Genomic DNA, 24,247 nt, shown 5'->3' with positions numbered 1-24,247 from the left:
TTAACGTTTTAGTAATAGCTAGAAATGATTATTTTTACAGAAATATAGAGAAAAGAATGGAAAAGCCTGTGGCATTAGGTGTCGATATTGGCGGTTCGCATATTACGGCCGCACTGATAGATTTAGAAACGAGAAGCTTAATTACGAATTCAATTAAACGTAGTGCTGTCAACTCACAAGAGGGTAAAGAAGTTATTTTAAAGGCTTGGGTAGAAATTATTAATGATGCTTTTGATAGTGTTGCAAAAGATTCAAGGTTTGTTGGAATTGCTATGCCAGGTCCGTTTGATTATGAGAATGGCATTTCACTTATAAAAGATCAAGATAAATTTAAGGCGCTTTATCAAATAAATGTGAAAGATGAATTAGCTGGCCGTCTTGATATTCCTGCTGATCATATTCATTTTATTAATGATGCTGCAGGCTTTTTGCAGGGAGAGGTATTTGCGGGAGCAGCAAAAGGCAATGCGAATGTTTTAGGCCTAACATTAGGTACTGGCTTAGGTTCATCCATTTGTATCAACCAGAAAGCAACCGATGCTGATTTATGGAACTCATCATTTTTAGATGGTATCGCTGAAGATTATCTGGCAACACGTTGGTTTGTAAAAAGGTACAAACATTTAAGTGGAATTAATCTAGATGGCGTAAAGGAATTGGTAGAAGCAGTCAAAACTGATCATCTAGCTACTCAGGTTTTTATGGAGTTTGGTTATAATCTTGCACAATTTTTAATTCCAATTATCAATAAAAATAAAATTGATACGGTAATCATTGGAGGAAACATTGCTCAGGCATTTAATGAATTTTCGCCTGAACTTATTGCAACTTTAAAAGGGAATGGCATTCATGCGGCTATCAAAATTTCAGAATTGAAAGAGCATGCAGCTTTAATTGGTGCAGCAAGCTGTTGCGATGAAAAGTTTAACTCTATAAACTCATAAATCTTGGAATAACAAGGAAATAGTACAACTTAACGAGGTTTTATTAGGTAAAATCTCATTTAAAGCTTTATTTCTTCATTGTAACAAATATTTGACTTTGCAAAAACTCTTAAAGTGCTTATTATTGGGGTAATAAAACGTTTTAGCATTATTCGATTTATTAAATCTCCGCCCTTAATGTGCGGGTTTTTTTTAGAGATTTATACTAAAACGTTTTAGCATGTTTTAGTATGTATTCTTTAACATGTATCCCTGTTCCAATAGTAAGCTTAATATAATTTAACCAACAACCTAAGCCAACCAATATGAAAAAAACCAAACTCACACCATTTCCCTGATAAGGATGAACGATCGCAATTCTTTTTCCAGCAAGAAGGATTGTAGAGATGCATAACTAACATCTCGAATGATATGGCGATAAAATTACCTAAATCAGATTCTTATTTAAGACGTTACCAAACAAACTACAGAAAATCAGTAATTATCAACACTCATTAATAGTAAAAGATTAGTGATGTTATGGTATATCTTAACCCTTAAAATAAACTGCCTGACAAGTAGAGCCAGATGGATTTGACTAACAAGAAAAATCATCATCAAGGTACTTGATATCGGGGTAAGTAATTTTTGATTGAATACTTTTTACATTAGAAATAGCAATAAAGCTAATGAACCATGTAATGTATTCATGTAGACGAAGTTTGCGTGCTAAATTCTTAAAAATTCTGCAAAAGGTTTTATCTGCTGTATTCTCATACGCAACCAACTAACAATTTTAATTTTATTAATTATGATTTTTTTTCAAAATGCCAAGAAAGCTTTCTGCCTTATTGCAGTATTTACCCTGCTTCTTGGGTGTGGTAAGGAGGAATATCCTACCGTCGATCTTTTTACTTGGAAGGCTAAAGTAGATGTTACCGCGAAAGCAATACTAACGGTAAACATCGAAAATGGCGCCGGATCCTCAGGAGGCGAAGGATCTGCAAAAGTGATTGATAACGATTTCAATTCGAAATTTTTAATCAATCCCTATCAGACTAATTTCTACATGCAATTATCTTTTCCATCACCTCAACAAGTGGCTTCTTACACCTTAACATCTGGTGGCGACGCACCTGGCAGAGATCCGAAAGATTGGAAGTTTAGTGGATCTACAGATGGAACCACTTGGGTTGATTTAGATACCAGAACTGGCGAAACATTTTCTGGTCGTAACCTGACGAAAACTTACAGCTTTAAAAACAAAGTGCTTTATAATCATTATCGCATCAGCATTTCTGCTGTTGGGAGTGGTTCGCTTTTCCAGTTATCAGAATGGCGTTTAATTGAAGTACCTGAAGAACAACAATAACCTGAACTATTTATACTAACAAAAAATTATGATGAAAAAACTTACAAATTTAACGGAGGGTAAGCTCAGGTTTAAAAATTTTGCTTCCAAGGCTATTGCAGTTGCATTGGCTTTGAGCAGCGGTTTATATGCTACAGCCAACGCATCTGCTATTAAAATAAACAGTTCGATTTTGCTATCGCAAGCCAAAGCCGATATCGTGATCCGCGGTATTATTAAAGATGCTGCTGGTTTGCCATTACCAGGCGCAGGAGTTAAAGTAAAGGGCGCATCTATTAGTGCTGCAGCCGATGTAAATGGTGCTTTTACTATAACAGTGCCAGATCAAAATACTGTACTTGTTATTACTTATGTGGGTTACGATACTCAGGAAATTACAGTAGGAAGCCAGACAGTACTAGATATTCGCTTAAAAGAAACTACAGGAGCTGATTTGCAAGAGGTTGCAATTGTAGGTTTCGGTACGCAGAAAAAGGAAAGTTTAGTTGGTGCACAGTCATCAGTTAAAGCATCAGAACTAAGACAACCGGTTTCCAGTATGAGTCAGCTGTTGGCTGGTCGTATCCCGGGTGTGGTAAACGTATCCAGAAATGGTGAGCCTGGTGCTACCGGATCGGATATTTTTATTCGTGGGGTATCCTCTTTAACCGCAAATGATAGAGGTCCGCTGGTAATTATTGATGGGGTTCCAAACCGTAACCTAAATGATATCAGTGTGTATGATGTAGAAAACTTCACTGTACTAAAAGATGCTGCTGCAACTGCCGTATACGGTATTCGCGGTGCAAATGGGGTAATCTTGATCAATACCAAACAAGGTAAGATTGGCGCCCCTCGTATCAATGTGGAGTATTATGAAGGCATTAGCCGGTTCACTAAAAAACCAGATTTGATTGATGGGGTAGATTATATGAATTTAGCCAACGAAGCCAAATATTCTGACTATTTAAGAGCTGGTGCTGCAGGTGCTTTTACGCCAGCATACTCCATTGATGCCATCCAAAAAACGCAATCGGGTGCAGATCCAATTCTCTATCCAAACGTTGACTGGTTTGATGCCATTTACAGGGATTTTGGTAGAAACAGATCGGTTACCGCCAACTTATCTGGTGGTGTAAGTAATGCAAAATATTATGTTTCATTAGGTTATTATGGCGAAAATGGTTTATTTAAAACCGATGAGGCCGTAAACGATGCTGCTAAACAAAATTTTGAACGCTATAATGTAAGTGCTAATTTAAACTGGGATATTACCGGTACTACTAAGTTGGATCTAGGGATTAAAGGGATTTTGGCGCAAACCAGTTATCCAAGTAACTTGCTGGCACAAGATATTTTTAACCAGGCGTTTCTAATTAATCCAACGTCATTCCCGATATTATATCCAAACGGAAGTTTGCCAGGAATCAGTCCACAGGCCGATCAACGTAACCCTTATGGTGATGTAACCAGAAATGGATATAGAGTAGGATACAGTACTCAGCTTTATTCGAACATCCGTTTAACTCAGGATTTAAAAGAAATTACTCCGGGTTTATCAGCTACAACCATGTTCTCTTTTGATGTGAATACCAATAGTTCGGTGAACAGAACCAGAAGAGAAAGTTTGTATAGAATTAATCCTAACGATCCATATATCGTACCTGGAAATCCAGCTTCGGGTTACAAATATGGGTTGATCCTTCAAGGTCAGGAATTTTTAAATTATGGTATTGGCAATGGTGGAGATAAGAAAATATACGTGGAGGCTGCTATTAATTACAACCGTACTTTTGGTAAACATGCCGTAACGGGTTTATTATTGTATAACCAAAACGATAACACTACGCCGTTCGCGGGTAACTTAACGCTTTCGCTCCCATATCGTTTACAAGGCATTGCCAGTCGTGCTACTTATGCTTATGATGATAAGTATTTCTTTGAAGCAAACGTGGGTTATAATGGTTCTGAAAACTTTGCGCCAGATAAACGCTACGGATTTTTCCCTGCATTTGGTTTGGGATGGCTATTATCAAACGAGAAATTCTTTGAGCCATTAAAAGATGCAATCCAAATGGTTAAATTCCGCTATTCTGATGGTATTGTAGGTAGTGGTGGAAGTGGCGGAAACTACGTAAATGATGAAAGTCAACGTTTTTATTATTTAACCAAGGTTGGCAGTGCAAGCGGTTATACTTTCGGTCAAAATGGAGCCATTTCTCCGGGTGGTTTAGGGGTAACGGCTTATGGTGTAGATGTAACCTGGGCTGAAACACGTAAACAGGATTTAGGATTCGAATTAAAAACATTTAACAATAACCTATCATTAATTGTCGATTTCTTTCAGGAGAGGAGAAAAAATCAGTTCATTACCAGAGGAACAGTGCCAAATTACATTGGCCTGGCGAACACGCCAATTGGAAACCTCGGTGTGGTAGAAAATAAAGGTATCGATGGAACGATTCAATATGATGCACAGTTGGGGCAAGATTGGGGCTTAAATTTAAGAGCTAACGTTACTTTTAATAAAGATAAAGTAATTGAAAACGATCAGGCGCCACAAGCTTACCCATGGATGGAACAACGTGGATTTAATGTGTTGGCAGCTACACGTGTAGGTTATATCGCCGAAAAATTGTTCGATAGTCAGGCAGAAATCAATGCAAGTCCAACGCAGTTTGGTACACTGATGCCAGGTGATATAAAATATAAGGATTTAAATGGCGATGGTAAAATCGATTCATTTGATAGAACAATTATTGGTAGAGGAGATCTTCCAAGTACTACTTATGGTTTTGGTTTCTCGTTAACGTACAAAAACTTCGATTTCGGATTATTCTTCCAAGGTCAGGATAATGCCGATATTCTTTTAAATATTCCTTCATTCGCAAACTCTGGTGGTTTAGGCAATATGTTAGCGGTTGCAGCAGATCGTTGGACGCCAACCAACCCTCGTCAAGATGCTGTTTATCCTCGTTTATCGTACGGCGGAACAAATAGTAACAACTATCAGTCGAGTACTTGGTGGCTTCGCGATATCAGTTTCATTAGATTGAAAAACGCAGATTTCGGTTACACCCTAAAAGAAGGCATCAAGAAATTAGGTATCAAACGCCTAAGAATTTACGGCATGGGATACAATGTGTTTACCATCAGTAAATTTAAACTTTGGGATCCAGAGCTTAACACAAATAATGGTACCCGTTATCCACTAACGTCTAACTACTCTTTGGGTTTAACCGCTAATTTTTAATAATAACAGCATGAAAAAGATATTTATATATACAGTTGGAACTTTACTGATCATTGGTAATTACAGCTGTAAGAAATTTTTGAATCAAGTGCCTGATGATCGGTTGACATTCGAACAACAGTATCAAAGAAAAAGCACTGTAGATCAGGCTTTAGCAAACGTTTATTCAACTTTACCTGATCAAAATCAAGATCGTTCAGCCAGTGCTTTGGGCAATAGTGGCCCTTGGACAGCCGCATCTGATGAAGCAGATTACACCTTACCAAATTTTACTGAGAACGTTAATACCGGTGCCTGGGATGCAACCAGCGGACAAGTGAATTATCATTGGCAAAACTATTACCGCGGTATTCAGGCGGCTAGTACATTTATGGCCAATGTTGCCAAATGTACCGATTGTAATATTGGCGGTATCGATTTGGTAACTCGTTATTTAAATGAAGCTAGAGCACTTAGAGCGATCTATTACTACCATTTAATTAGACAATACGGCCCGGTGGTTTTATTGGGTAATGAACCAATTCAATCGGATGCACCGCTTGAGGCCATTAGTAAGCCACGTAACTCGATGGATGAATGTGTAGATTATGTGGTAAACGAGTTAACAGCTGCAGCGGCAGGTCTTCCAGCTACACCACAGGCAAATGAAGATTTTGGTCACATCACAGCATCAGTTGCCGATGCTTATAAAATCAAAACACTGCTAACAGCCGCTCGTCCGTTATTTAATGGAAACACAGATTACGCTGGTTTGAGAAATCAAGATGGAAAACAATTGATCAATCAAACATACAGTGTAGCGAAATGGACGAGATTGGCTACTGCTGCCAAAGCATTTTTAGATAACCCAAATTACTCTAGCTATGCACTCTATAATATTTCGGCAACACCATCTGGTTTACCAAACACAGCTTTCAACAGGGCTTTTATCGCTACAAGAGATGTGTTTTTAAATGGATGGAATTCAGAAATCATCTTTGGTAGAGGTGGTGATGTAACGCTTTACCAATATTCATTGGCGCCGAATCATAACGGTGCATCCGGAGGTGATAAAGGCGGTTCATTTTTATCTCCATCGCAACAACTGGTTGATGCATTTTTTACAGCAAATGGCTTACCAATAGAAAATGATCCAACCTATACTGCTAACGGATTTTCTAATTATCAGGCGCCAGATCCCAATGATCAAAACACGACCAGGTCAATCAGCAATATGTTCGTGAATCGCGAGCCTCGTTTCTACTCGAGCATTACCTACAGTGGCCGCAAATGGATCAATCCTCAATCGAACATCATTACAGATTTTACCAATAGCGGTAATGCTGGTAAAGGTGCTATTGCGAATAATGACTATACAAAAACGGGCTACACTTCAAGAAAGCACCTTACTGTTGCAGGATGGACAACTGGTAGACCGATTTTTACTGTGATCAGATTGGCAGAAATTTATCTGGATTATATCGAAGCATTGCAAGAATCCAATCCATCTGATCCAGATATTCTGGTGTACCTAAACAGAATCCGTACAAGAGCGGGCATAGCGCCTTATGGAAGCGGCGTAGGAGCAATTGCAGTTCCTGCAAATATGCGAGAAGCTATCCGCCGAGAAAGACGTGTGGAGTTAGCTTTTGAGTGGGACCGTTATTTCTATACCAGAGAATGGAAGATTGCTGAAACAACTGATACTCAAATTAGAGGCTTAAACATTTCGCAAAATGCACCAGGATTTTTTACTCCGGTGGTGGTTGAAAATAGGGTATTTCAAAAGAAACACTATCTGTGGCCAATACCAAATGGAGAAATTCAAAAAGTTCCTGTAATTGTTCAAAATACAGGTTGGTAAATAATTTACACCGGGTTTAGGCCCGGTGTTTTTTATTAATGAAGAATAATTGAGATAATATTAGTTTGATAACTTCATTCGATTTAAATTCTATTGATGTTTTAAATGCAGATCATCAATAAAGGATACCTCGAATGGTGGTAGTTAAAATAAAAACAAAAATAATGACAAAAAGAATATTGCTTTTCGTTCTGATTTCCTGCTCATTATGCGCATTGGCTCAGAAACAACGAGAATTTAGCATTACGATCACCGATCCTTCAAATTTATTAAGTGCTGAAGCGAAAAGCCATTTAACATTAGCATTTAATATGCAATATCCTTATTTCGCATCAGCTGATGGCTACCGAACGAAACGTGATGTAGTGCTAGAAATCGCCAATGGCGAAACTGAGACGATTAAAGCGAAAGCAGGAGAGATTAAAGTAAACAGCGATTGGGTTAAGGGAAAATCATTAAAAAAGATTAATAAGGAGTTGCAGGTCGCTCTAACCAGAAACTGGTCTTTTTACAGTACCAAAAACAAGAAAGGTTATAAGCTTACGTTCATTAGCAAAGATCCAAATCTGGACCCAACGGTAAGACAAAATTTAATCGATACTTATTTTGAAATTTATCCGACACTGGTTAAAACTTTCAATAATAAATCGACTAAAGATGTCCTTTTTGTGGTTGATACGGCTTATAAAGCCGTCGCAGAAGCCAGCGGCAATAGAATTTTGTTTAGCGCAGGGTATATGAAGGCACATCCAACAGATATTGATGTGGTTACGCATGAAACGATGCATATTGTTCAGGGTTACGGCTATTCGGCTGGTCCGGTATGGTTAACAGAAGGAATTGCCGATTATGTTCGCTATAAATATGGCGTAGACAATGTGGGTTCAAAATGGAGTTTGCCCGCATTTAATGATAAACAGAGCTATACCAATAGCTACAGGATTACAGCCAGATTCTTCGCTTGGTTGGAGCAAAATGTGAAACCGGGTTTAATTGCAGCATTGGATCAGCAGTTAAGAGCCCACCAATATACAGGAGAATCCTGGACAAACTTGACGGGCAAAACTATCGATCAACTTTGGGAAGAATACAGTAAAAATCCGAATCAGGTGGAATTAAAATACAGCGACAAAAAATCAAAATAATCATATGAAAAAATCTATCTTAATACTCTCTTTCATTGTTTTTTTACTAAAATCAAAAACATTTGCACAAGGTGATCAACGGATCACACGTGGGGAATATACCCTTGACTTTCTAGATAATTCCACATTTATCACAGAAGAATTGGCGCAGAAACTTGCCAATACGTTCTTCGAGGTTTACCCTAAGATGGTTAAGGCTTTTAATCCAGATGCCACCAAAACGGTTATCCTTTCTATTGATACGAATTATAAAAAAGTGGCTATCTCAGGCAAGGGCAAAATATTGATTGGTGCCAACTGGCTATCACAGCATCAGGAAGATACCGATCTGGTTACCCATGAGCTGATGCATATTGTGCAAGATTTTAAAGCGATGGGTCCGGAGTGGCTTTTAGAAGGCCTGGCAGATTGTGGCCGTTTTCAGTATGGACTTAATAATGTTGCAGCAGATTGGAGTTTACCTTCAGTTGATCCTCGCCAACATTACAGAATGGGCTATAGGGTAACTGCCCGATTCTTACTATGGGTGGATAAATACCAAAAGCCAAATACCATTGCTCAGCTTAATACACAACTTAAAAATAATACCTACACATCCGAATCGTGGAAGCAAATTACTGGGAAGAATGTTGACGAATTATGGGCCTTATATCTTACAAATAAAGACATCGATTAGTTTTATCTCGAAATGAATATAAAAGAGTCAACGGATTCAAATATTCGATGGCTCTTTTATCGTCTGTGTTTTTTTTAAGCCTTTAAATCCCTCCAATCAAAAATGTTATAAAAATAAATAGCCGTTTACTAAAACGTTTTACATATTATTTTTATTTTGCAGAATAATAATGCTAACTACAACAAAAACTTAGAGATCCAATGAAAAGAATATCAGCCCTGGTTTTATTATTTACCATAATAAGCGCCTCATTATTTCATTTAAAAGCACAGGAAATAATTAAGCGTAAAGGCTATACTTTAACGTTCGAAAGCAACTTTGCAGTACTCGATCCACAGCTAAAAAAACGCATGATAGAAACTTTTTTTGAGGTCTATCCTAAATTAGCAAAGGAATATAATCCTAAAACGTTGAAAACTGTCAAGTTCTTCGTTGATACTGCATACAAAGGGGTTGCCGCTACGGCTAATGGCGTGGTAACTTACAGTTCTATTTGGATGGTAAAACACCCGGAAGATATTGATGTAGTTACTCACGAAGTGATGCATATTGTTCAGGATTATGGTAGAAGTGTAGGGCCAGGCTGGTTAACCGAAGGCATTGCAGATTATGCCAGATATAAATTTGGTGTAGACAATGCTGGTGCTAAATGGACGCTACCTGCTTTAAAACCAGAACACACTTATAAAAACAGCTATAGAATTACAGCTCGTTTTTTTGCTTGGATAGAGAAAAATGTAAAGGCAGGAACCATCAAGGCTGTCGATGCATCATTAAGAGATCATAGCTATAAAGCTGAAATTTGGACCAAATTAACAGGTAAAGATTTAGATACGCTTTGGTCAGATTACATTAAAAGTCCAGAAATTTAAACTCATATCAACATACAAATCAATGATGATTATTGCATCAACAAATGTACGGTTAGCGACTGTTAACAATAATCTCAATATTATCTCAAACACACTAAATAAATGAAAAAGTTATTTATCGCTCTGTTAAGCTTTGCAGCTACTGCTGGTTTTGCACAAACAGTTGGCAAAATTACCGATCCGGTTGATTGGATCAATCCTTTAATGGGAACACAATCTAAACCTAGTTTATCAAATGGAAACACTTATCCTTCCATCGGTTTGCCGTGGGGAATGAATATGTGGACGCCACAAACCGGCAAGATGGGCGATGGCTGGGCTTATACTTATGATGCTGACAAAATCCGTGGATTTAAACAAACGCACCAGCCTTCGCCCTGGATGAACGACTATGCAGCTTTCACCATTATGCCTGTTACAGGTAAATTAAGGTTCAATGAAGATGACCGTGCGAGCTGGTTTAGCCATAAAGCAGAAGTTTCCAAGCCGTATTATTATAGTGTTTATCTGGCTGATGCAGATGTAACGACCGAAATTACTCCTACGGAAAGAGCTGCTCAATTCAGATTTACATTTCCTAAAACGGATAGTTCTTATGTAGTTGTAGATGCCTTAAACAAAGGATCGTACATTAAAATTATTCCTGCTGAACGCAAGATTATTGGCTACACTACTAAATATGCCCGTGGTCCGCTACCAAAAAACTTTAAAAATTACTTTGTAGTTTATTTTAACAAAGATTTCAAATTGGCTAAAACCTGGAGCGGCAAGAATCTTAAAGATAATGAGCTGGAACTGGAAAGCGACCATAGCGGTGCCATTATTGGTTTCAGTACTAAAAAGGGCGAGCAGGTTACTGCTAAAGTGGCTTCATCATTTATCAGTTTTGAGCAAGCTGATTTGAATCTAAAAAGAGAATTGGCGAACGATGGTTTCGATGCTACAAAAGCAAAAGGAAGAGCAATCTGGAACAAAACGTTAAACAAAATTGCGGTTGAAGGTGGTTCAATTGATCAAATGCGTACTTTTTATTCTTGCTTATACCGTACATTATTTTTCCCTAATAAATTATATGAGGTAGATGCAAGTAACAAAGTTGTACACTGGAGCCCTTATAATGGCAAAACACTTCCTGGTTATATGTTCGCAGGAACTGGCTTCTGGGATACATTCAGAGCATTATATCCTTTCTTAAACTTGGTTTATCCATCCATTAACAAAGAGATGCAGGAAGGATTAATCAACGATTATAAAGAAGGTGGTTGGTTGCCAGAATGGAGTAGTCCAGGTTATGCTAACATTATGGTAGGTAACAACTCGGCTTCAGTAGTTTCTGATGCTTACATTAAAGGCTTACGTGGTTACGATATCCAAACCTTGTGGGATGCATTAAAACATGGAGCCAATAATGAAGGTCCGGTGGAGGCTGTTGGTCGTGATGGCGTGAAGTACTACAACGAATTAGGTTACGTGCCATTTGATGTAAAGAAAAACGAAAATGCTGCTAAAACTTTAGAGTATGCTTATGATGATTTTACAATTTATCAGTTGGGTAGAGCTTTAGGTAAACCAGCTTCAGAGATTGATATCTACAAAAAAAGAGCAATGAACTACAAAAATCTTTTTGATCCGGCTTCGGGATTGATGAGAGGCAAAAATCAGGATGGTACTTTCCAAAGTCCGTTCAGCCCTTTTAAATGGGGTGGGGCATTTACAGAAGGCAACAGCTGGCATTACACCTGGTCAGTTTTCCAGGATGTTGATGGCTTAGCGAAGCTGATGGGTGGTCACGATAAATTTGTAACCAAACTGGATTCCGTTTTCTCTATGCCTCCAGTGTTTGACGAAAGTGCTTATGGTGGTGTGATTCACGAAATTCGTGAAATGCAGATTGCAAACATGGGTCAGTATGCACATGGAAACCAACCGATTCAACACATGATTTATTTGTACAACTATGGTGGTGCACCTTATAAAACACAATATTGGGTTCGCGAAACGATGAATAGAATGTACAAAGCTACGCCAGATGGTTATTGCGGAGATGAAGATAATGGACAAACATCTGCCTGGTATGTTTTCTCAGCTATGGGATTTTATCCGGTAACGCCAGCGGTTGATCAATATGTATTGGGTGCGCCATTATTTAAAAAGGTAACGCTAACATTAGAGAACGGCAAACAAGTGGTTATAAATGCTGCGGCAAATAGCGATAGCAACCGTTATGTGCAGTCGCTGCAAATGAATGGTAAGCCATATTCTAAAAATTGGATCAGCCACAGTGGATTGCAAAAGGGAGCAGTATTAAATTTTAGCATGGGAGCAACGCCAAATAAAGTTAGAGGTTCAAAACCAGTAGATTTCCCTTACTCTATGTCCACGGAGAAATAAAAAAAATCGGACTGAAGCTTGCTACCTACAGTCCGATTTTTTACCCAAAAATAAGATCTAAAAGAAATGGGGATTCCACATTATCGCAGAATCCCCATCATCTAAATTAACGCTCTCAGTTATATAAACGTTAGAAAAAGGAATTATTGCTTAACGGCAATAATTTTTTTTGTTTTACCTGCGCTCGTTTCTAACTAGTGCATCGATAACAAAGCGATTTAATCGCTTCCATCAGAAACAAGCGTAAGCACAAAATTATCTGCGAATCTGTGGCTACTAAAACGCATAATTCTCTATTTTTACTGCTATGGAAACCACTCAACAAGATGCTGAAAAATTAGCGGCAGCTAAAGCCGCAATAAAATTTGTAAAAGAAGGAGATTTAGTTGGTTTAGGTACGGGCTCTACGGCAACATTTGCTACAAAAGAACTCGGTAAAATGGTACAAAATGGCTTTAAAATTCAAGCTGCTGCAAGTTCTGTTCATACCGAAGAATTGGCTAAGTCTTTTGGTATCGAAATTCTCCCACTTGGCGATTTATCATCTATCAATATTAGTATCGACGGTGCTGATGAATTTACCGAATCGCTCGCTTTAATTAAAGGTGGAGGAGGAGCATTGTTCCGCGAAAAAATTATGGCATCCTTAAGCAAGAAATCAATTATTGTTACCGATGCTTCAAAAAAAGTTACTCTACTAGGCGCTTTTACCGTTCCAATTGAGGTGATCCCGCTGGCCTACCAATATGTTTTTAATCAAATAAAAGAACTCGGCGGTAAAGGAAATAAAAGAATAAAAAATGATCAAGCGTTCATCACCGATAATGGTAATTTTATTATTGACGCAGATTTCGGACTCATCAACAATCCTGCTCAACTAAGCCATGAACTTAACCAAATTGATGGTTTACTTGCTCACGGGTTGTTCATTGACCTTACTTCTACGGTGATCATGAGTAAAGGTGATGAAATCATCATTTTCGAATAATCCTACCGAGAAAATAACATCCCCCAAAAAAGTAAAAATATTTTAACCGACGGTTTTATTTCACTTACCGACGTTTTAAACTTATTCAAAGGAAAGCCATTTCCCAACTCCTGTTTCTGTGATACATTTGAATCATAAAACAAAACGGTTATGGAAACTTTCTTCAAAAAAAATCAAGCAGATAAACAATTAGGGTTGGGCATTTTAATTGTCGCTATCGGATCTGTATTCTTATTAAGAAATTCAGGATTAGATATTCCTCATTGGATTTTAAGTTGGCATACCATTATGCTTGGGGCTGGTTTATGGCTCGGTTACCGCAAAAATTATCAAGGCAGTAGCTGGGTGGCATTAACCGTTATCGGCGCAATATTTACTTTAAAGCATATTGTTGTTTTCGATTTTGAAATCTCCAGAATTACAGCGGCTTTAGCCTTTATAGGAGTAGGTTTATACTTGATATTAAAACCAAAAAGATTGAAAAGTGTTAATGATTATACTCAAAAGAAAACAGTTGATTTTTCGGATGTGAACAATTAAAATTCGTACCTCCATCATATATCAAAAAGGGACATTTTACAAAATTGTCCCTTTTTTCATGCCATATAATTTCGAAAAAACCTCTGCAAAAAGAAACGGGGATCCCACCATTAAGGCAGTATCCCCGTCATCTAAATTAACGCTCTCACATACATAAACGCTGAGAATTAAAATTATTGTATGGTGGTATCTTTTTTTTTAAAAAAAGTTAAGCTTGCAATACCGGAACTTCTTTATGATACTTATTCCTATACTCAATCGGGGTTAAACCCGTAATTTTCTTGAAAACATCTCTGAAAGATTTATTATCGGTATAGCCCACATCAAACATCACCTCGGTGATGTTTTTTCGGCTCGATTCAAAGCTCCGTTTGGCGGCTTCTATTTTAACCCGTTGAATATATTCGATTACCGTATTTTTCGTAGCACTTTTAAAACGGCGCTCAAAACTTCTTCTTCCCAAAGCCAGGAGATCGGCCAATTGGTCTACCGTAATTTTTTCCTGGTAATTACCATCAATAAACTCCTGAGCCTTTTTTATCTTTTCATCTTCATGGCCTTTTTGGCCCTGAAACATCATAAATGCCAACTGACTTTCTCGATCAATATCTATCGCAAAATATTTAGCTGCTAAAATCGCGGTATCCCTGTCTGTATATTTCTCTACAAGGTACAAAAGTAAATTCCAATAAGAATTGGCGCCTCCGCTGGAGTAGATTCCATGCGATTCGGTAATAATACTTCCATCAACCAAATCTACATTCGGAAACATGGCTCTAAACTGGCTGGAAAATAACCAATGAGTAGAACATTTTTTACCGTCTAATAAACCTGTAGATGCCAATAAAAATGCTCCCATGCAAAGCGATGCCACCTCCGAACCCCGGGCGTGGTGTTTTACAATCCATGGAAGAAGGATTTCATTTGATTCAATTGCATTATTCACGTTTCCGCTGATGGCAGGTATAAAAATCAAGTCAGTTTGATCTACATCTCCTAAAAGCTTATCTGGGTGGACCGAGAACAGATTATTATTTAATCTTACTTCTTTTGATGCGGCGACAAGCTCCACTTTAAAAAGCGGTTGTTTTCCAGATGCCTGTAAAAATTCATTCACTGCGGTAAATAAATATCTAGGATCCGCGATCGCTTCAATTACAGCAGTTTCCGGAACTAAAATCGATACATGTTTCATGTAATTTTTTTGTATTTGGTTATCTACCTGGTTTTCATCGGTTTCGACTAAACAAATATAACAACGGTCTTTGTCGTAAACAACCCCAATAATTGTCGTTTCTTCTTCTTCTGATCTTACACCAAGCAGCTATTTTTGTACAAGCTAACAATATGGTGGTTGAGTATGGAATCGAACAATATCAACAAAGTCGCGATTTGCGCCGGATCGTTGGAGATTAAAAGGAGGAATTAAATTGGCTCACATCAACTCATATTTATCTTTTAACGGAAATTGTAGAGAGGCCATGCGCTTTTACCACGATTGCCTTGGTGGCGAATTAACACTCCAAAGCATCGGCGAATCGCCAATGGCAGGCAATATGCCTCAAATTATGGCAGATAAAATTTTGCATGCGGTGCTTACCTCCAACGAGATAGTAATTATGGGAACCGATTTGGTGGTTGATGCTGGTTTGGTCAAGGGCAATGCGGTTTCACTAATGCTAAATTGCGATTCGGAAGAGGAAACAATAGCGTGTTATGAAAAACTTTCAAAAGGAGGGACACCAGTAAATCCACTACAGAAAACCTTTTGGGGCGCATTATTTGGCGATTTGATAGACCGATTTGGCAATACCTGGTTAATTAATTTCGATAAAAAGTATATTTAAAACCGTTTGATTCCCATTTTTGTGAAGCGCAAAGCTTGTTCTCGCCATTTTCTTTCTTCCTGTGCTTCGCTTGTACGCTTCGCTTCGGTGGTTCCCACCTTGCTTCAGGGTACCCCTTCGCCCATGGATAAGTGGCCAAAATTGTACTGGTTTTTAACGTGGGGGGCGTTAAACGGCAATACTCAAACGAAGTGCATTTGGCGTTACATAAATCCTACAGACTCTATTTTTTATCAATGAGTAACCTATAAATTTCGAAAAAAACAAAGCGTGTCTTGTGATTGTATTTGACCGCTAACTTTATCGTAGAGAGGTGAAATGTTAAAAAACGTTAAAACCTATTCTCCCTTCATTAATCCCTTTTTAAAAGGCAAATATTCTTAACTTTGATACTTGTGAATTCCAAACCGACACAAGATTTATGATGAAGAGAAGTATTTTATTTGTTATTGCACTACTGTTTACCACTACAGCATTTTCTCAGAATGTGATACAATTGTTTAACAGCGCAAACGATTTTTTTAAGGTGCTGCAGGAAGAGAAATTTAATGATGCACATGCATTTTTTGATGATACCTTAAAAACAAAACTCAGTGAAGAGAATTTAAAGAAACTTTGGTTTGATATAGGTACCAAATATGGTAAGGCAGAAAGTTTCGATGCCATTCAAAGTAAAGCACAAGGTCAGTTTTTTGCAGTAACAGTTGAAGGAAAATTCGCAAACGGAGCACAAAATTTTATTCTTGGGTTTAATAAAGCACAAAAAATTGTTGGTATTTTCCTTGCGCCAGCTAAAAGTAATGTGGCTTATGCTAAGCCAGTTTATGCCGATACCAACTTATATAGCGAGAAACAGGTGTATGTAGGTGTTGGCGGCAAGCAGCTAGCTGCAATAGTAACCACGCCTAAAAATGTAAAAAACTTTCCGATGGTGGTTTTTGTGCATGGTTCGGGCCCCAGCGATATGGACGAAACTATAGGTGCCAATAAGCCTTTTAAAGATTTGGCAGGCGGTTTGGCCTCCAAAGGTATTGGTTCTGTTCGTTATGTAAAAAGAACCTTAGTATATCCTAATGAATTTTCGAAACCTTATACTGTAAAAGAAGAGGTTTTGGATGATGCAGCAGCAGCAATTGCAGCAGCTAAAGCCGTTGTGGGTGCAAACCCTAAAAGCATTTATGTTTTTGGCCACAGTTTAGGTGGCATGTTGGCACCAAAACTTGCAGCAACCTCGCCAGATGTGGCTGGAATTATATTGGCCGCTGCCCCTGCCAGAAAGCTGAGTGATATTATTGCAGAACAAAACAAATACATGTTCGATTTGTCGAAGGATACGACTACAGAAAACAAAAAATATCTTGATGATGCCATAGTACAAATCAATAAAAGCAGAATCACACAATTGGGTACAACCATTAAACCAGATTCATCTATATTGGGTTTGCCTGCTAAATATTGGGTCGATTTAAATACTTACAATCAGGTGAATACCGCTAAAGGTTTAACTAAAAAGATTTACGTATTGCAAGGTGGAAATGATTTCCAGGTAAGCAAAACTGATTTCGATTTATGGAATTCGGCATTATCGAAGAAAAAGAATGTCACGCTAAAATATTATCCGGATTTGAATCACTTGTTAAGTCCGCAAACAGAAAAAGGAAGTATGGGCCAATATCAAACACCGGTAAATGTATCTGAAGGTTTGGTAAATGACCTGGCCGTTTGGATAAAGGCAAAATAAATACAAACACTCGTTATCGAGCCCTGGCAAAAAACCAGGGCTTTTTTTATTCCCCGAATTTCAGCACAAATTATATCAAGGTATATTCAGACCGCTTGAATCATCATCATCTATAAATCGGTTCGAAAGAATGTTTTGAATATTAGTTGGAGCATCTCCAAGGCAGAAAAATAAGTGGCCGGATATCTTATTCCTCTTTTGATAAATCGATAAAATACAAACAATTCAAAATGTATGCGGTTTAAAGTTTAGATCATTCATCTTACTCTACGTATTTATGGCAAAGCAAAAGGTAACATTAAAAGGAATTTGGGGCGTATTAAAAGCATCATTTACTGGCTTTGGCGATCATAAAGTAACCAAACTAAGTGGCTCTCTAGCTTATTATACCGTATTCTCTATGGCTCCGCTATTGGTTGTGATCATTTCGCTATGCGGCATCTTTTTAGGAAGAGAAATTGCAGAAGGTAAGGTGTACGAACAATTGGTTGGTTTTCTCGGTCGCGAATCAGCTACCTCACTACAAGAGCTAATCAAAAATGCATATTTGGATGATAAAGGTACTATTGCTTTAATAATTGGTATCGTGACCTTGCTTATCGGTTCTACCACTATTTTCGGCGATATACAGGATTCAATTAATACCATTTGGGGTTTAAAACCCAAACCAAAACACGGTTGGGTGAAAATGCTTCAAAATAGGTTTTTATCATTTTCAGTTATTATCAGTTTAGGCTTCGTGTTATTGGTTTCATTGGCGGTAACTTCAGTTTTAGATGCATTTAGCGACCGGCTTCAAGCTCGTTTTGCCGATGTTTCTTTTTACGTATTTTATGTGATTAATCTGGTGGTTACCTTGAGCGTAATTACTTTAATTTTTGCAGTTATCTTTAAAGTTTTGCCAGATGCCATCATCAAATGGAAAGATGTTTTGGCTGGAGCTGTTGTAACGGCTGTGCTTTTTATGATTGGTAAGTTTGCCATATCCGTTTATATTGGTCAAAGCGATGTTGGAGGTACATATGGTGCAGCAGGCTCATTAATTATTGTATTATTATGGACTTATTATTCCTCTATCATTTTATATTTTGGAGCAGAATTTACTAAAGCTTATGCCATTGCCTACGGATCGGAAATTTACCCGGCACACTATGCCGTTACCACAAAAGAGGTGGAGGTGGAGTCAACCAGAAAATCGATCCAGGATAATCATCCCGAAATAGTAGAACAGGTAAAGAAAGAAAAAGACAAATAGATTTGATCAATTCCTTATTTCACGATCGAGTAATATGATTTAAGATGTATATGCGATTGCCGCCACAGCCAATAAAAAATTGGCTTCCCACTGATGAGCCTGTTCTATTCGCCCCAGGCCGTAACCACTAGTCTTCTCTGGCCGCCTCTGTTGCGGTGTTCGCAGAGATAAACACCTTGCCAGGTACCCAATGCCAATCTTCCGTTACGAATAGGAATAGTAACTGAACTCCCCAACAGTGCCGATTTTAAATGCGCTGGCATATCGTCCGATCCTTCGTAATCATGCTCATAATCCGTATCGTTCTCTTTAACTGTTTTATTAAAAAACATTTCAAAATCAATACGAACCGTTGGATCTGCATTTTCATTTATCGTTAGCGAAGCTGAAGTATGCTGAATAAATACTTGACAAATGCCCACCTTTATAGCTGAAATTTCTGGAAGTGCATCCTCTATTTCGTCGGTAATGATATGGAAACCACGTCTTCTCTCTCGAAGCGCAAAGGCTTGCTGAAATATTTTCATGTTCAAAATTATTTAACTATCCAGCCAATTTGCGAATTTTCATCGCTGATTAATTGATAGCTGTTGAAATTACCTAAAACATTTACCGTGGCTCCAGTCTTTAAATTCAGCTTCACTGCTGCAAGGCTGTCTGGTTGATCGAACACTTTTTGCTGGTTCATATTTATTCTTATCTTTTTTAATGGTTTGGTAGTTTGAACAAGCGATTTACTGTCGATAAAACCAGTAGTTCCATCAGGTAGTTCCGCTTTATACAAATTTTCTGTTGCGGAGTTGACGTTAATAATTGTACCCGAATTTAGCGTTGCGATGGTTCCACTTTTTTGGATGGAGCTATAGAAGGTACTTTTTGATGATGTTCTCAAAGTTTTGTTCAGGTTCGAAATGGCGGCAGAAATGTTAGCTGGGGTTTTAGTAACCGGATCGATAAACGGTAAGGGATTTATTGCACCACCGAAGGTGTAAATGCCAAAATGAAGGTGAGGAGCGGTAGTTTTTGCATTCCCCGTATTCCCCATTAAACCCAAGGTATCTCCTAGTTCTATTTCCTGACCTTCCACTGCAATTTGCTTGTCCAAATGCGCATAATAGAGGGTGTAATCTTTTCCTTTTGGGCGCAACCATACCACTCTTCCACCTAAATTATTTTCATTTACCCGGGTGACGGTTCCATCAGCGCTCGCTAAAACCGGACTTCTCGCCGGCCCGAAAATATCAACACCTTCATGTTTACGGGCATTATTATCTCTTCCATCGCCCCAAAAACTGCCAATACTTTTGCTTTTTGATATGGTCGGAAAAGCCAGCGATGGGCCAGCAGTAATGGTTATCGTGTATTCCACACTTTGTAATAATTCAGGCTGCAATCTGATCAAATAATTTCCGGTATCCTCAATTTCATGCTGAATGGGATTGTTAAGGGTGTCAGCCGAAGCGATTCTTTTTGGGTTGTTGATATCGGCGAGGTACCACAGATCCACATAAAGCGCCGATGCTGAAGGTTTTTTTTCCAAACCGATGGTGAGTTTTTGTCCTTTTGTGGCTGAAAACTGATAAGCAGCTGCTGGAATTTTTCCGGCATCAAAATAACCCGTTTCCTTGTAAGGAATTTTGATGGTCAGTGCTTTCTGCATACTGGCTGATGAGGCATTAATCCAAGCTGATCCCATGGCGGTTTTATCCAGTCCTGCGGTTTCTAATTTGCGTTTATATTGTTCATGCGGACTAGCCGCCTTAAATAAATTTACAGTGCCTGATTTACAAGAGACGAGCGAGATATAGACGAAGAAAATAAATATAAAACGTAGCTGCATACCGGATGATTTACTTAAGGAAACAAAATTTCGCACTACAAGTTTTCATCATCTTACTCCCGTTCAGCAGCTTAATTTTATCGATTGAAAATTATTTAACACAGGCTTAACAATGCCCGGCTGTTGTTATTGTAGAGTTAACATGTTCCATACATAGTGTTAAAAGTACACACCTAGTTTTGCATCCGTAAAAGGCGCTCCGAATAGCTTTTGCCAAAATAATTAGCCTATGTAAATTAAAGCTTACAAGCCTTCAAAACATCAACAAATATTAAATTCTAAAAAACAAACTAATACAAAAAAGATGATATCATTTTTTTCAGCAGCAGGTATTAAACATACCTGTAGGAAAATGCTTGTGCCCATTGGTTTATTGGCTCTTTGCAATTCCACAGCCTTTGCCGTTATTTCTGGCGAAAATTCTTCAATCGTTAAATTAAACAATCGCCTGGCTGCTATTAGCGGAACAGTTACAGACGAAAAAGGCCAGCCACTTCCAGGCGTTAGCATTTATGACAAACAAACCAAAAGAACAACCTCAACCGATGGCGATGGAAGATTTACGATAGATGTTGCCAATGGTGCGACCTTGGTTTTCTCATTTATTGGGTACGAAACGCAGGAAATTTTAGTGTCAGGAGGTAAAACGATTAATGTTAAACTAAAAGAAAGTAACAATACTTTAAATGAGGTAGTGGCAATCGGTTATCAAAAGATTAGAAAATCGGATGTAACAGGAGCCATTAGCAGTGTAAAGGCAAGCGAAATGAATCTAAGTGCGCCAACGGTTGGTCAGGCTTTAGTAGGTAAAGTTGCTGGTGTGCAGGTATCGCAAACCAGTGGTGCACCATACGCCGGAACTAAAATTCGGGTTAGGGGTGTAGGTTCAATCAATGCAAGTTCAAATCCGTTATATGTAATAGACGGTTATCCTTCTGGAAATAATGTATTCATCAACCCTGAAGATATTGAAACCATTGATATTTTAAAAGATGCGGCTTCTGCTGCTATTTACGGTTCGCGGGCTTCTGGTGGCGTGGTGATGATTACCACCAAAAGAGGTAAGGATGGTAAGGGCCGTTTCCAATATGATGTACAAGCTGGGGTAACTCAATTGCACAAAAAGGTGAAGCTATTGGATGCATCACAGTTTATTCAACTGATGATTGATGGCCGAAACAACGCTTATAAAGATTTAGTAGTAAATGCCGGCAAAACCTGGAATGATTCGATGTTTTCTGACAATAACACCGCCAGAACTTCCAATGTCGGTAATGGATCATCAGTAAGTATACCGGAAGATATTTATGATTTTGCTAGTCAAACGGCAAAGGCACCTGCATTTAATACCGACTGGCAGGATGAATTGTATCGAAACGCGTTTTTCCAGCGCCATAACCTGGCTTTTTCTGGCGGAAACAAAGACATTAAATACTTTGTAAGTGGTGGATACCAGGATCAAGATGGTATTGTAACTAATACCGCTATGCGGGCTTTAAATTTCCGCTCGAATATTGAAGGGCAGGTAAGTAAAAAATTAAAAGTAGGCGCCAATATCTCGCTTACGCAAACCAATAATAAAGAGGTTGGAGAAGGTCGCTTTAGTCCGATGATGTCGGCATTGCTTTACTTGCCATACCTGCCTGCAAGAGATGCAAACGGTAACCCGATAAAATACGGCATGTCTGCTTTGGCCAATCAATTTGGTTATCAAGGTTTAGAAAATCCGGTAGCAACGGTTAATGAAACGAAAGTAAATCGTCTTGGAAACAGAAACACTTATAATGCTTATGCCAACTTCGAAATTTTAACTGGTTTAAATTTCAAGGCCAATTTAGGTACGAACAATTACAGTGAAAAGTATGATTATTATCGCCCCACCAGTTTAAGTAATGGCGGCGGAAATGCACCCGGTTCTCCATCATCAATTGCGGCTGCAAATGCAGTAGCCCAAAACTTAACGCAGGTAGATAAGCTGGCCGAATTTACATTGGATTACAACAAAACTTTTGGCAAACACAATCTGGATATTTTGGGTGGATATTCTGCTCAACATACCACAAGTGATTTAGTAAGGGTAACCGCAACGGGTTTTACAAGCGATAAAATAGGTGAAATATCTGATAAAGGCGCCGCGAATACAGATTTTGTGCTGAATTCGGCAAATAAATACGTCACCACCTTATTGTCGTATTTTGGTCGTGCCAGCTACAATTTCGATAGCAAATACTATTTGAGTGGTACTTTCCGTATGGACGGTTCATCAAGGTTTGGTCCAAACAATAAGTGGGGTGCTTTTGCATCAGCAGCGGCAGGCTGGAATCTATCTCAAGAAAGCTGGTATAACGACTTCCTTGGTAACGGTTCTACCGTTAAATTAAGAGCAAGTTGGGGTTTAAGCGGTAACAACAATATTGGCGATAACAACCATACGCAAACCATGAGCAGCCCGGGTGGTGTTGTATTTGGAAATGCCATTGCAACTGCAGTTTGGGCTGGCGGTATTAAAGATCAGAACCTGGGTTGGGAGTCCACATCACAATACAATTTCGGTACGGATTTAAGTTTCTTCAACGGTCGCCTTTCATTCATTGCCAACTACTATTACAGTTTATCTTACAATTTATTATTCAACCAGCCTATTTCTGCAATTTCTGGATCATCAAGCATCTTAACTAATTTAAGAGATAGTAAAGTCAGAAATAAAGGTTTCGATTTCCAATTGGACGGCCGTGTGGTCAGCACCGATAATTTCAACTTAGGCTTAAGCGGAAATATCTCTTTTAACAGTAACAAAGTGCTTAATTTGGGTGGAAACAGCACCATTTTTAGTGTGGGTGCAGAGCGACAGTACATTACGCATATTACACAAGAAGGTCAATCAATTGGTATGTTTTATGGTTACCAGGTTGCTGGTAGGGTAACACCAGAATTATTAGGTAAAGTTGCACCATCTTCTGCACAATCTAATCCTTACAAGGTAGGCGATTTGTATTTTGAAGACACCAATGGCGACGGCGTGGTTAACGATGCTGATAAGAAAGTAATTGGTAACCCTTACCCGGATTTTACCTACGGTTTCGCAGTGAATGCAAATTATAAATCATTTGATATCAGGGCTTCTTTCAATGGGTCGCAAGGTAACGATGTGTTGGATGGTCAGGATTATTACCTGTATAACTTTGAAGGATCAGGCAACCAATACGCAGAAGTTGCAGATCGTTACCGCAATGCAGCAAATCCCGGGAGCGGTTTAAATTACCGTGCTTCCCGTGCAGGTACGCAAAGTAACAGTACGCGTTTGTCCTCATTTTATGTACAGGATGGATCGTATTTAAGGTGTACAAACATCACATTGGGTTATAATTTTCCTAAAATGGTTGCCAAAACCCTTCATGTAGAAAATATAAGAGTTTTTGGAAGTGTTGATAATGCATTTACCATTACCGATTACAAAGGTTACAATCCTGAAGTAGATTATAATGCTGGTGCAAACTTAACTCCTGGAGTAGATTATGGTAATTATCCATTGGCCAGAGCCTATAACCTAGGTATTAAATTAACTTTTTAATCTAGCCCTGA

At 38.4% G+C, this 24,247-nt stretch carries 17 protein-coding genes; 14 read left to right on the top strand and 3 right to left on the bottom strand.

Going from position 1 to position 24,247, the window contains the following annotated elements:
- The first annotated feature begins 56 nt into the window (after positions 1-56).
- From OQZ33_RS10210 to OQZ33_RS10165, 10 genes are all read left to right on the top strand, one after another.
- The gene (locus tag OQZ33_RS10210) at positions 57-944 is read left to right on the top strand and encodes an ROK family protein (RefSeq protein ID WP_265798942.1); all 888 of its coding nucleotides are present in this window, start codon (positions 57-59) and stop codon (positions 942-944) included.
- Between the two features lie 790 nt (positions 945-1,734).
- Positions 1,735-2,295 (top strand): discoidin domain-containing protein, encoded by a 561-nt coding sequence (locus OQZ33_RS10205; RefSeq protein ID WP_265798941.1) that lies wholly within the window; start codon positions 1,735-1,737, stop codon positions 2,293-2,295.
- Positions 2,296-2,323: 28 nt separating this feature from the next.
- The gene (locus tag OQZ33_RS10200) at positions 2,324-5,527 is read left to right on the top strand and encodes a SusC/RagA family TonB-linked outer membrane protein (protein ID WP_265798940.1); all 3,204 of its coding nucleotides are present in this window, start codon (positions 2,324-2,326) and stop codon (positions 5,525-5,527) included.
- A gap of 10 nt (positions 5,528-5,537) precedes the next feature.
- Positions 5,538-7,370 (top strand): RagB/SusD family nutrient uptake outer membrane protein, encoded by a 1,833-nt coding sequence (locus OQZ33_RS10195; protein WP_265798939.1) that lies wholly within the window; start codon positions 5,538-5,540, stop codon positions 7,368-7,370.
- A gap of 164 nt (positions 7,371-7,534) precedes the next feature.
- Entirely contained in the window at positions 7,535-8,515 is a 981-nt protein-coding gene (locus OQZ33_RS10190) for a basic secretory protein-like protein (protein WP_265798938.1), read from the top strand.
- A 4-nt stretch (positions 8,516-8,519) separates the two neighbouring features.
- On the top strand, positions 8,520-9,191 hold the full coding sequence (locus OQZ33_RS10185) for a basic secretory protein-like protein (RefSeq protein WP_265798937.1): 672 nt from the start codon (positions 8,520-8,522) through the stop codon (positions 9,189-9,191).
- 200 nt (positions 9,192-9,391) lie between these two features.
- Entirely contained in the window at positions 9,392-10,063 is a 672-nt protein-coding gene (locus OQZ33_RS10180; RefSeq protein WP_265798936.1) for a basic secretory protein-like protein, read from the top strand.
- A 102-nt stretch (positions 10,064-10,165) separates the two neighbouring features.
- Positions 10,166-12,454, top strand: coding sequence for a GH92 family glycosyl hydrolase (locus OQZ33_RS10175; RefSeq protein ID WP_265798935.1), 2,289 nt, complete (start codon positions 10,166-10,168; stop codon positions 12,452-12,454).
- Positions 12,455-12,761: 307 nt separating this feature from the next.
- Positions 12,762-13,442 (top strand): ribose-5-phosphate isomerase RpiA, encoded by a 681-nt coding sequence (rpiA, locus tag OQZ33_RS10170; protein WP_265798934.1) that lies wholly within the window; start codon positions 12,762-12,764, stop codon positions 13,440-13,442.
- A gap of 150 nt (positions 13,443-13,592) precedes the next feature.
- Positions 13,593-13,982 carry a LiaF transmembrane domain-containing protein gene (locus tag OQZ33_RS10165; RefSeq protein ID WP_265798933.1) on the top strand — a complete coding sequence of 130 codons (390 nt, stop codon included), beginning with the start codon at positions 13,593-13,595 and terminating at the stop codon, positions 13,980-13,982.
- A 208-nt stretch (positions 13,983-14,190) separates the two neighbouring features.
- On the opposite strand, the gene OQZ33_RS10160 is transcribed toward OQZ33_RS10165, so the two are convergent.
- Positions 14,191-15,177, bottom strand: coding sequence for a GlxA family transcriptional regulator (locus OQZ33_RS10160; protein ID WP_265798932.1), 987 nt, complete (start codon positions 15,175-15,177; stop codon positions 14,191-14,193).
- Positions 15,178-15,412: 235 nt separating this feature from the next.
- Between OQZ33_RS10160 and OQZ33_RS10155 the strand changes: the two genes are divergently transcribed.
- The 3 genes from OQZ33_RS10155 (at position 15,413) to OQZ33_RS10145 (ending at position 18,825) form a co-directional block, all read left to right on the top strand.
- Positions 15,413-15,829 (top strand): VOC family protein, encoded by a 417-nt coding sequence (locus OQZ33_RS10155; RefSeq protein ID WP_265798931.1) that lies wholly within the window; start codon positions 15,413-15,415, stop codon positions 15,827-15,829.
- Between the two features lie 421 nt (positions 15,830-16,250).
- Positions 16,251-17,570: a DUF3887 domain-containing protein gene (locus tag OQZ33_RS10150; protein ID WP_265798930.1), complete on the top strand. Its 1,320-nt coding sequence runs from the start codon at positions 16,251-16,253 to the stop codon at positions 17,568-17,570.
- A gap of 277 nt (positions 17,571-17,847) precedes the next feature.
- Positions 17,848-18,825, top strand: a complete 978-nt coding sequence (locus OQZ33_RS10145) for a YihY/virulence factor BrkB family protein (protein ID WP_265798929.1) — start codon at positions 17,848-17,850, stop codon at positions 18,823-18,825.
- Positions 18,826-18,929: 104 nt separating this feature from the next.
- Here the strand turns inward: OQZ33_RS10145 and OQZ33_RS10140 are convergent, their stop codons facing one another.
- Positions 18,930-19,352, bottom strand: coding sequence for a secondary thiamine-phosphate synthase enzyme YjbQ (locus tag OQZ33_RS10140; protein ID WP_265798928.1), 423 nt, complete (start codon positions 19,350-19,352; stop codon positions 18,930-18,932).
- 8 nt (positions 19,353-19,360) lie between these two features.
- Complete coding sequence (locus tag OQZ33_RS10135) at positions 19,361-20,665, bottom strand: M23 family metallopeptidase (RefSeq protein WP_265798927.1); 1,305 nt, start codon at positions 20,663-20,665, stop codon at positions 19,361-19,363.
- 304 nt (positions 20,666-20,969) lie between these two features.
- On the opposite strand from OQZ33_RS10135, the gene OQZ33_RS10130 reads away from it, so the two are divergent.
- Entirely contained in the window at positions 20,970-24,236 is a 3,267-nt protein-coding gene (locus tag OQZ33_RS10130) for a SusC/RagA family TonB-linked outer membrane protein (protein WP_265798926.1), read from the top strand.
- The last annotated feature ends 11 nt before the right edge of the window (positions 24,237-24,247 follow it).

The sequence above is a fragment of the Pedobacter sp. MC2016-05 genome, assembly GCF_026239735.1.
Taxonomy (GTDB): Bacteria; Bacteroidota; Bacteroidia; order Sphingobacteriales; family Sphingobacteriaceae; genus Pedobacter.
This window is presented reverse-complemented; position numbering and strand designations above follow the sequence as displayed.

Bases quoted from the DNA above. Each gene is read 5' to 3' on its own strand.
- OQZ33_RS10130 (WP_265798926.1), top strand. From the start codon at position 20,970: ATGATATCATTTTTTTCAGCAGCAGGTATTAAACATACCTGTAGGAAA.
- OQZ33_RS10180 (WP_265798936.1), top strand. From the start codon at position 9,392: ATGAAAAGAATATCAGCCCTGGTTTTATTATTTACCATAATAAGCGCC.
- OQZ33_RS10175 (WP_265798935.1), top strand. From the start codon at position 10,166: ATGAAAAAGTTATTTATCGCTCTGTTAAGCTTTGCAGCTACTGCTGGT.
- OQZ33_RS10190 (WP_265798938.1), top strand. From the start codon at position 7,535: ATGACAAAAAGAATATTGCTTTTCGTTCTGATTTCCTGCTCATTATGC.
- OQZ33_RS10135 (WP_265798927.1), bottom strand. From the start codon at position 20,665: ATGCAGCTACGTTTTATATTTATTTTCTTCGTCTATATCTCGCTCGTC.
- OQZ33_RS10165 (WP_265798933.1), top strand. From the start codon at position 13,593: ATGGAAACTTTCTTCAAAAAAAATCAAGCAGATAAACAATTAGGGTTG.
- OQZ33_RS10200 (WP_265798940.1), top strand. From the start codon at position 2,324: ATGATGAAAAAACTTACAAATTTAACGGAGGGTAAGCTCAGGTTTAAA.
- OQZ33_RS10185 (WP_265798937.1), top strand. From the start codon at position 8,520: ATGAAAAAATCTATCTTAATACTCTCTTTCATTGTTTTTTTACTAAAA.
- OQZ33_RS10160 (WP_265798932.1), bottom strand. From the start codon at position 15,177: ATGAAACATGTATCGATTTTAGTTCCGGAAACTGCTGTAATTGAAGCG.
- OQZ33_RS10210 (WP_265798942.1), top strand. From the start codon at position 57: ATGGAAAAGCCTGTGGCATTAGGTGTCGATATTGGCGGTTCGCATATT.
- rpiA (WP_265798934.1), top strand. From the start codon at position 12,762: ATGGAAACCACTCAACAAGATGCTGAAAAATTAGCGGCAGCTAAAGCC.
- OQZ33_RS10150 (WP_265798930.1), top strand. From the start codon at position 16,251: ATGATGAAGAGAAGTATTTTATTTGTTATTGCACTACTGTTTACCACT.
- OQZ33_RS10195 (WP_265798939.1), top strand. From the start codon at position 5,538: ATGAAAAAGATATTTATATATACAGTTGGAACTTTACTGATCATTGGT.
- OQZ33_RS10140 (WP_265798928.1), bottom strand. From the start codon at position 19,352: ATGAAAATATTTCAGCAAGCCTTTGCGCTTCGAGAGAGAAGACGTGGT.
- OQZ33_RS10205 (WP_265798941.1), top strand. From the start codon at position 1,735: ATGATTTTTTTTCAAAATGCCAAGAAAGCTTTCTGCCTTATTGCAGTA.
- OQZ33_RS10145 (WP_265798929.1), top strand. From the start codon at position 17,848: ATGGCAAAGCAAAAGGTAACATTAAAAGGAATTTGGGGCGTATTAAAA.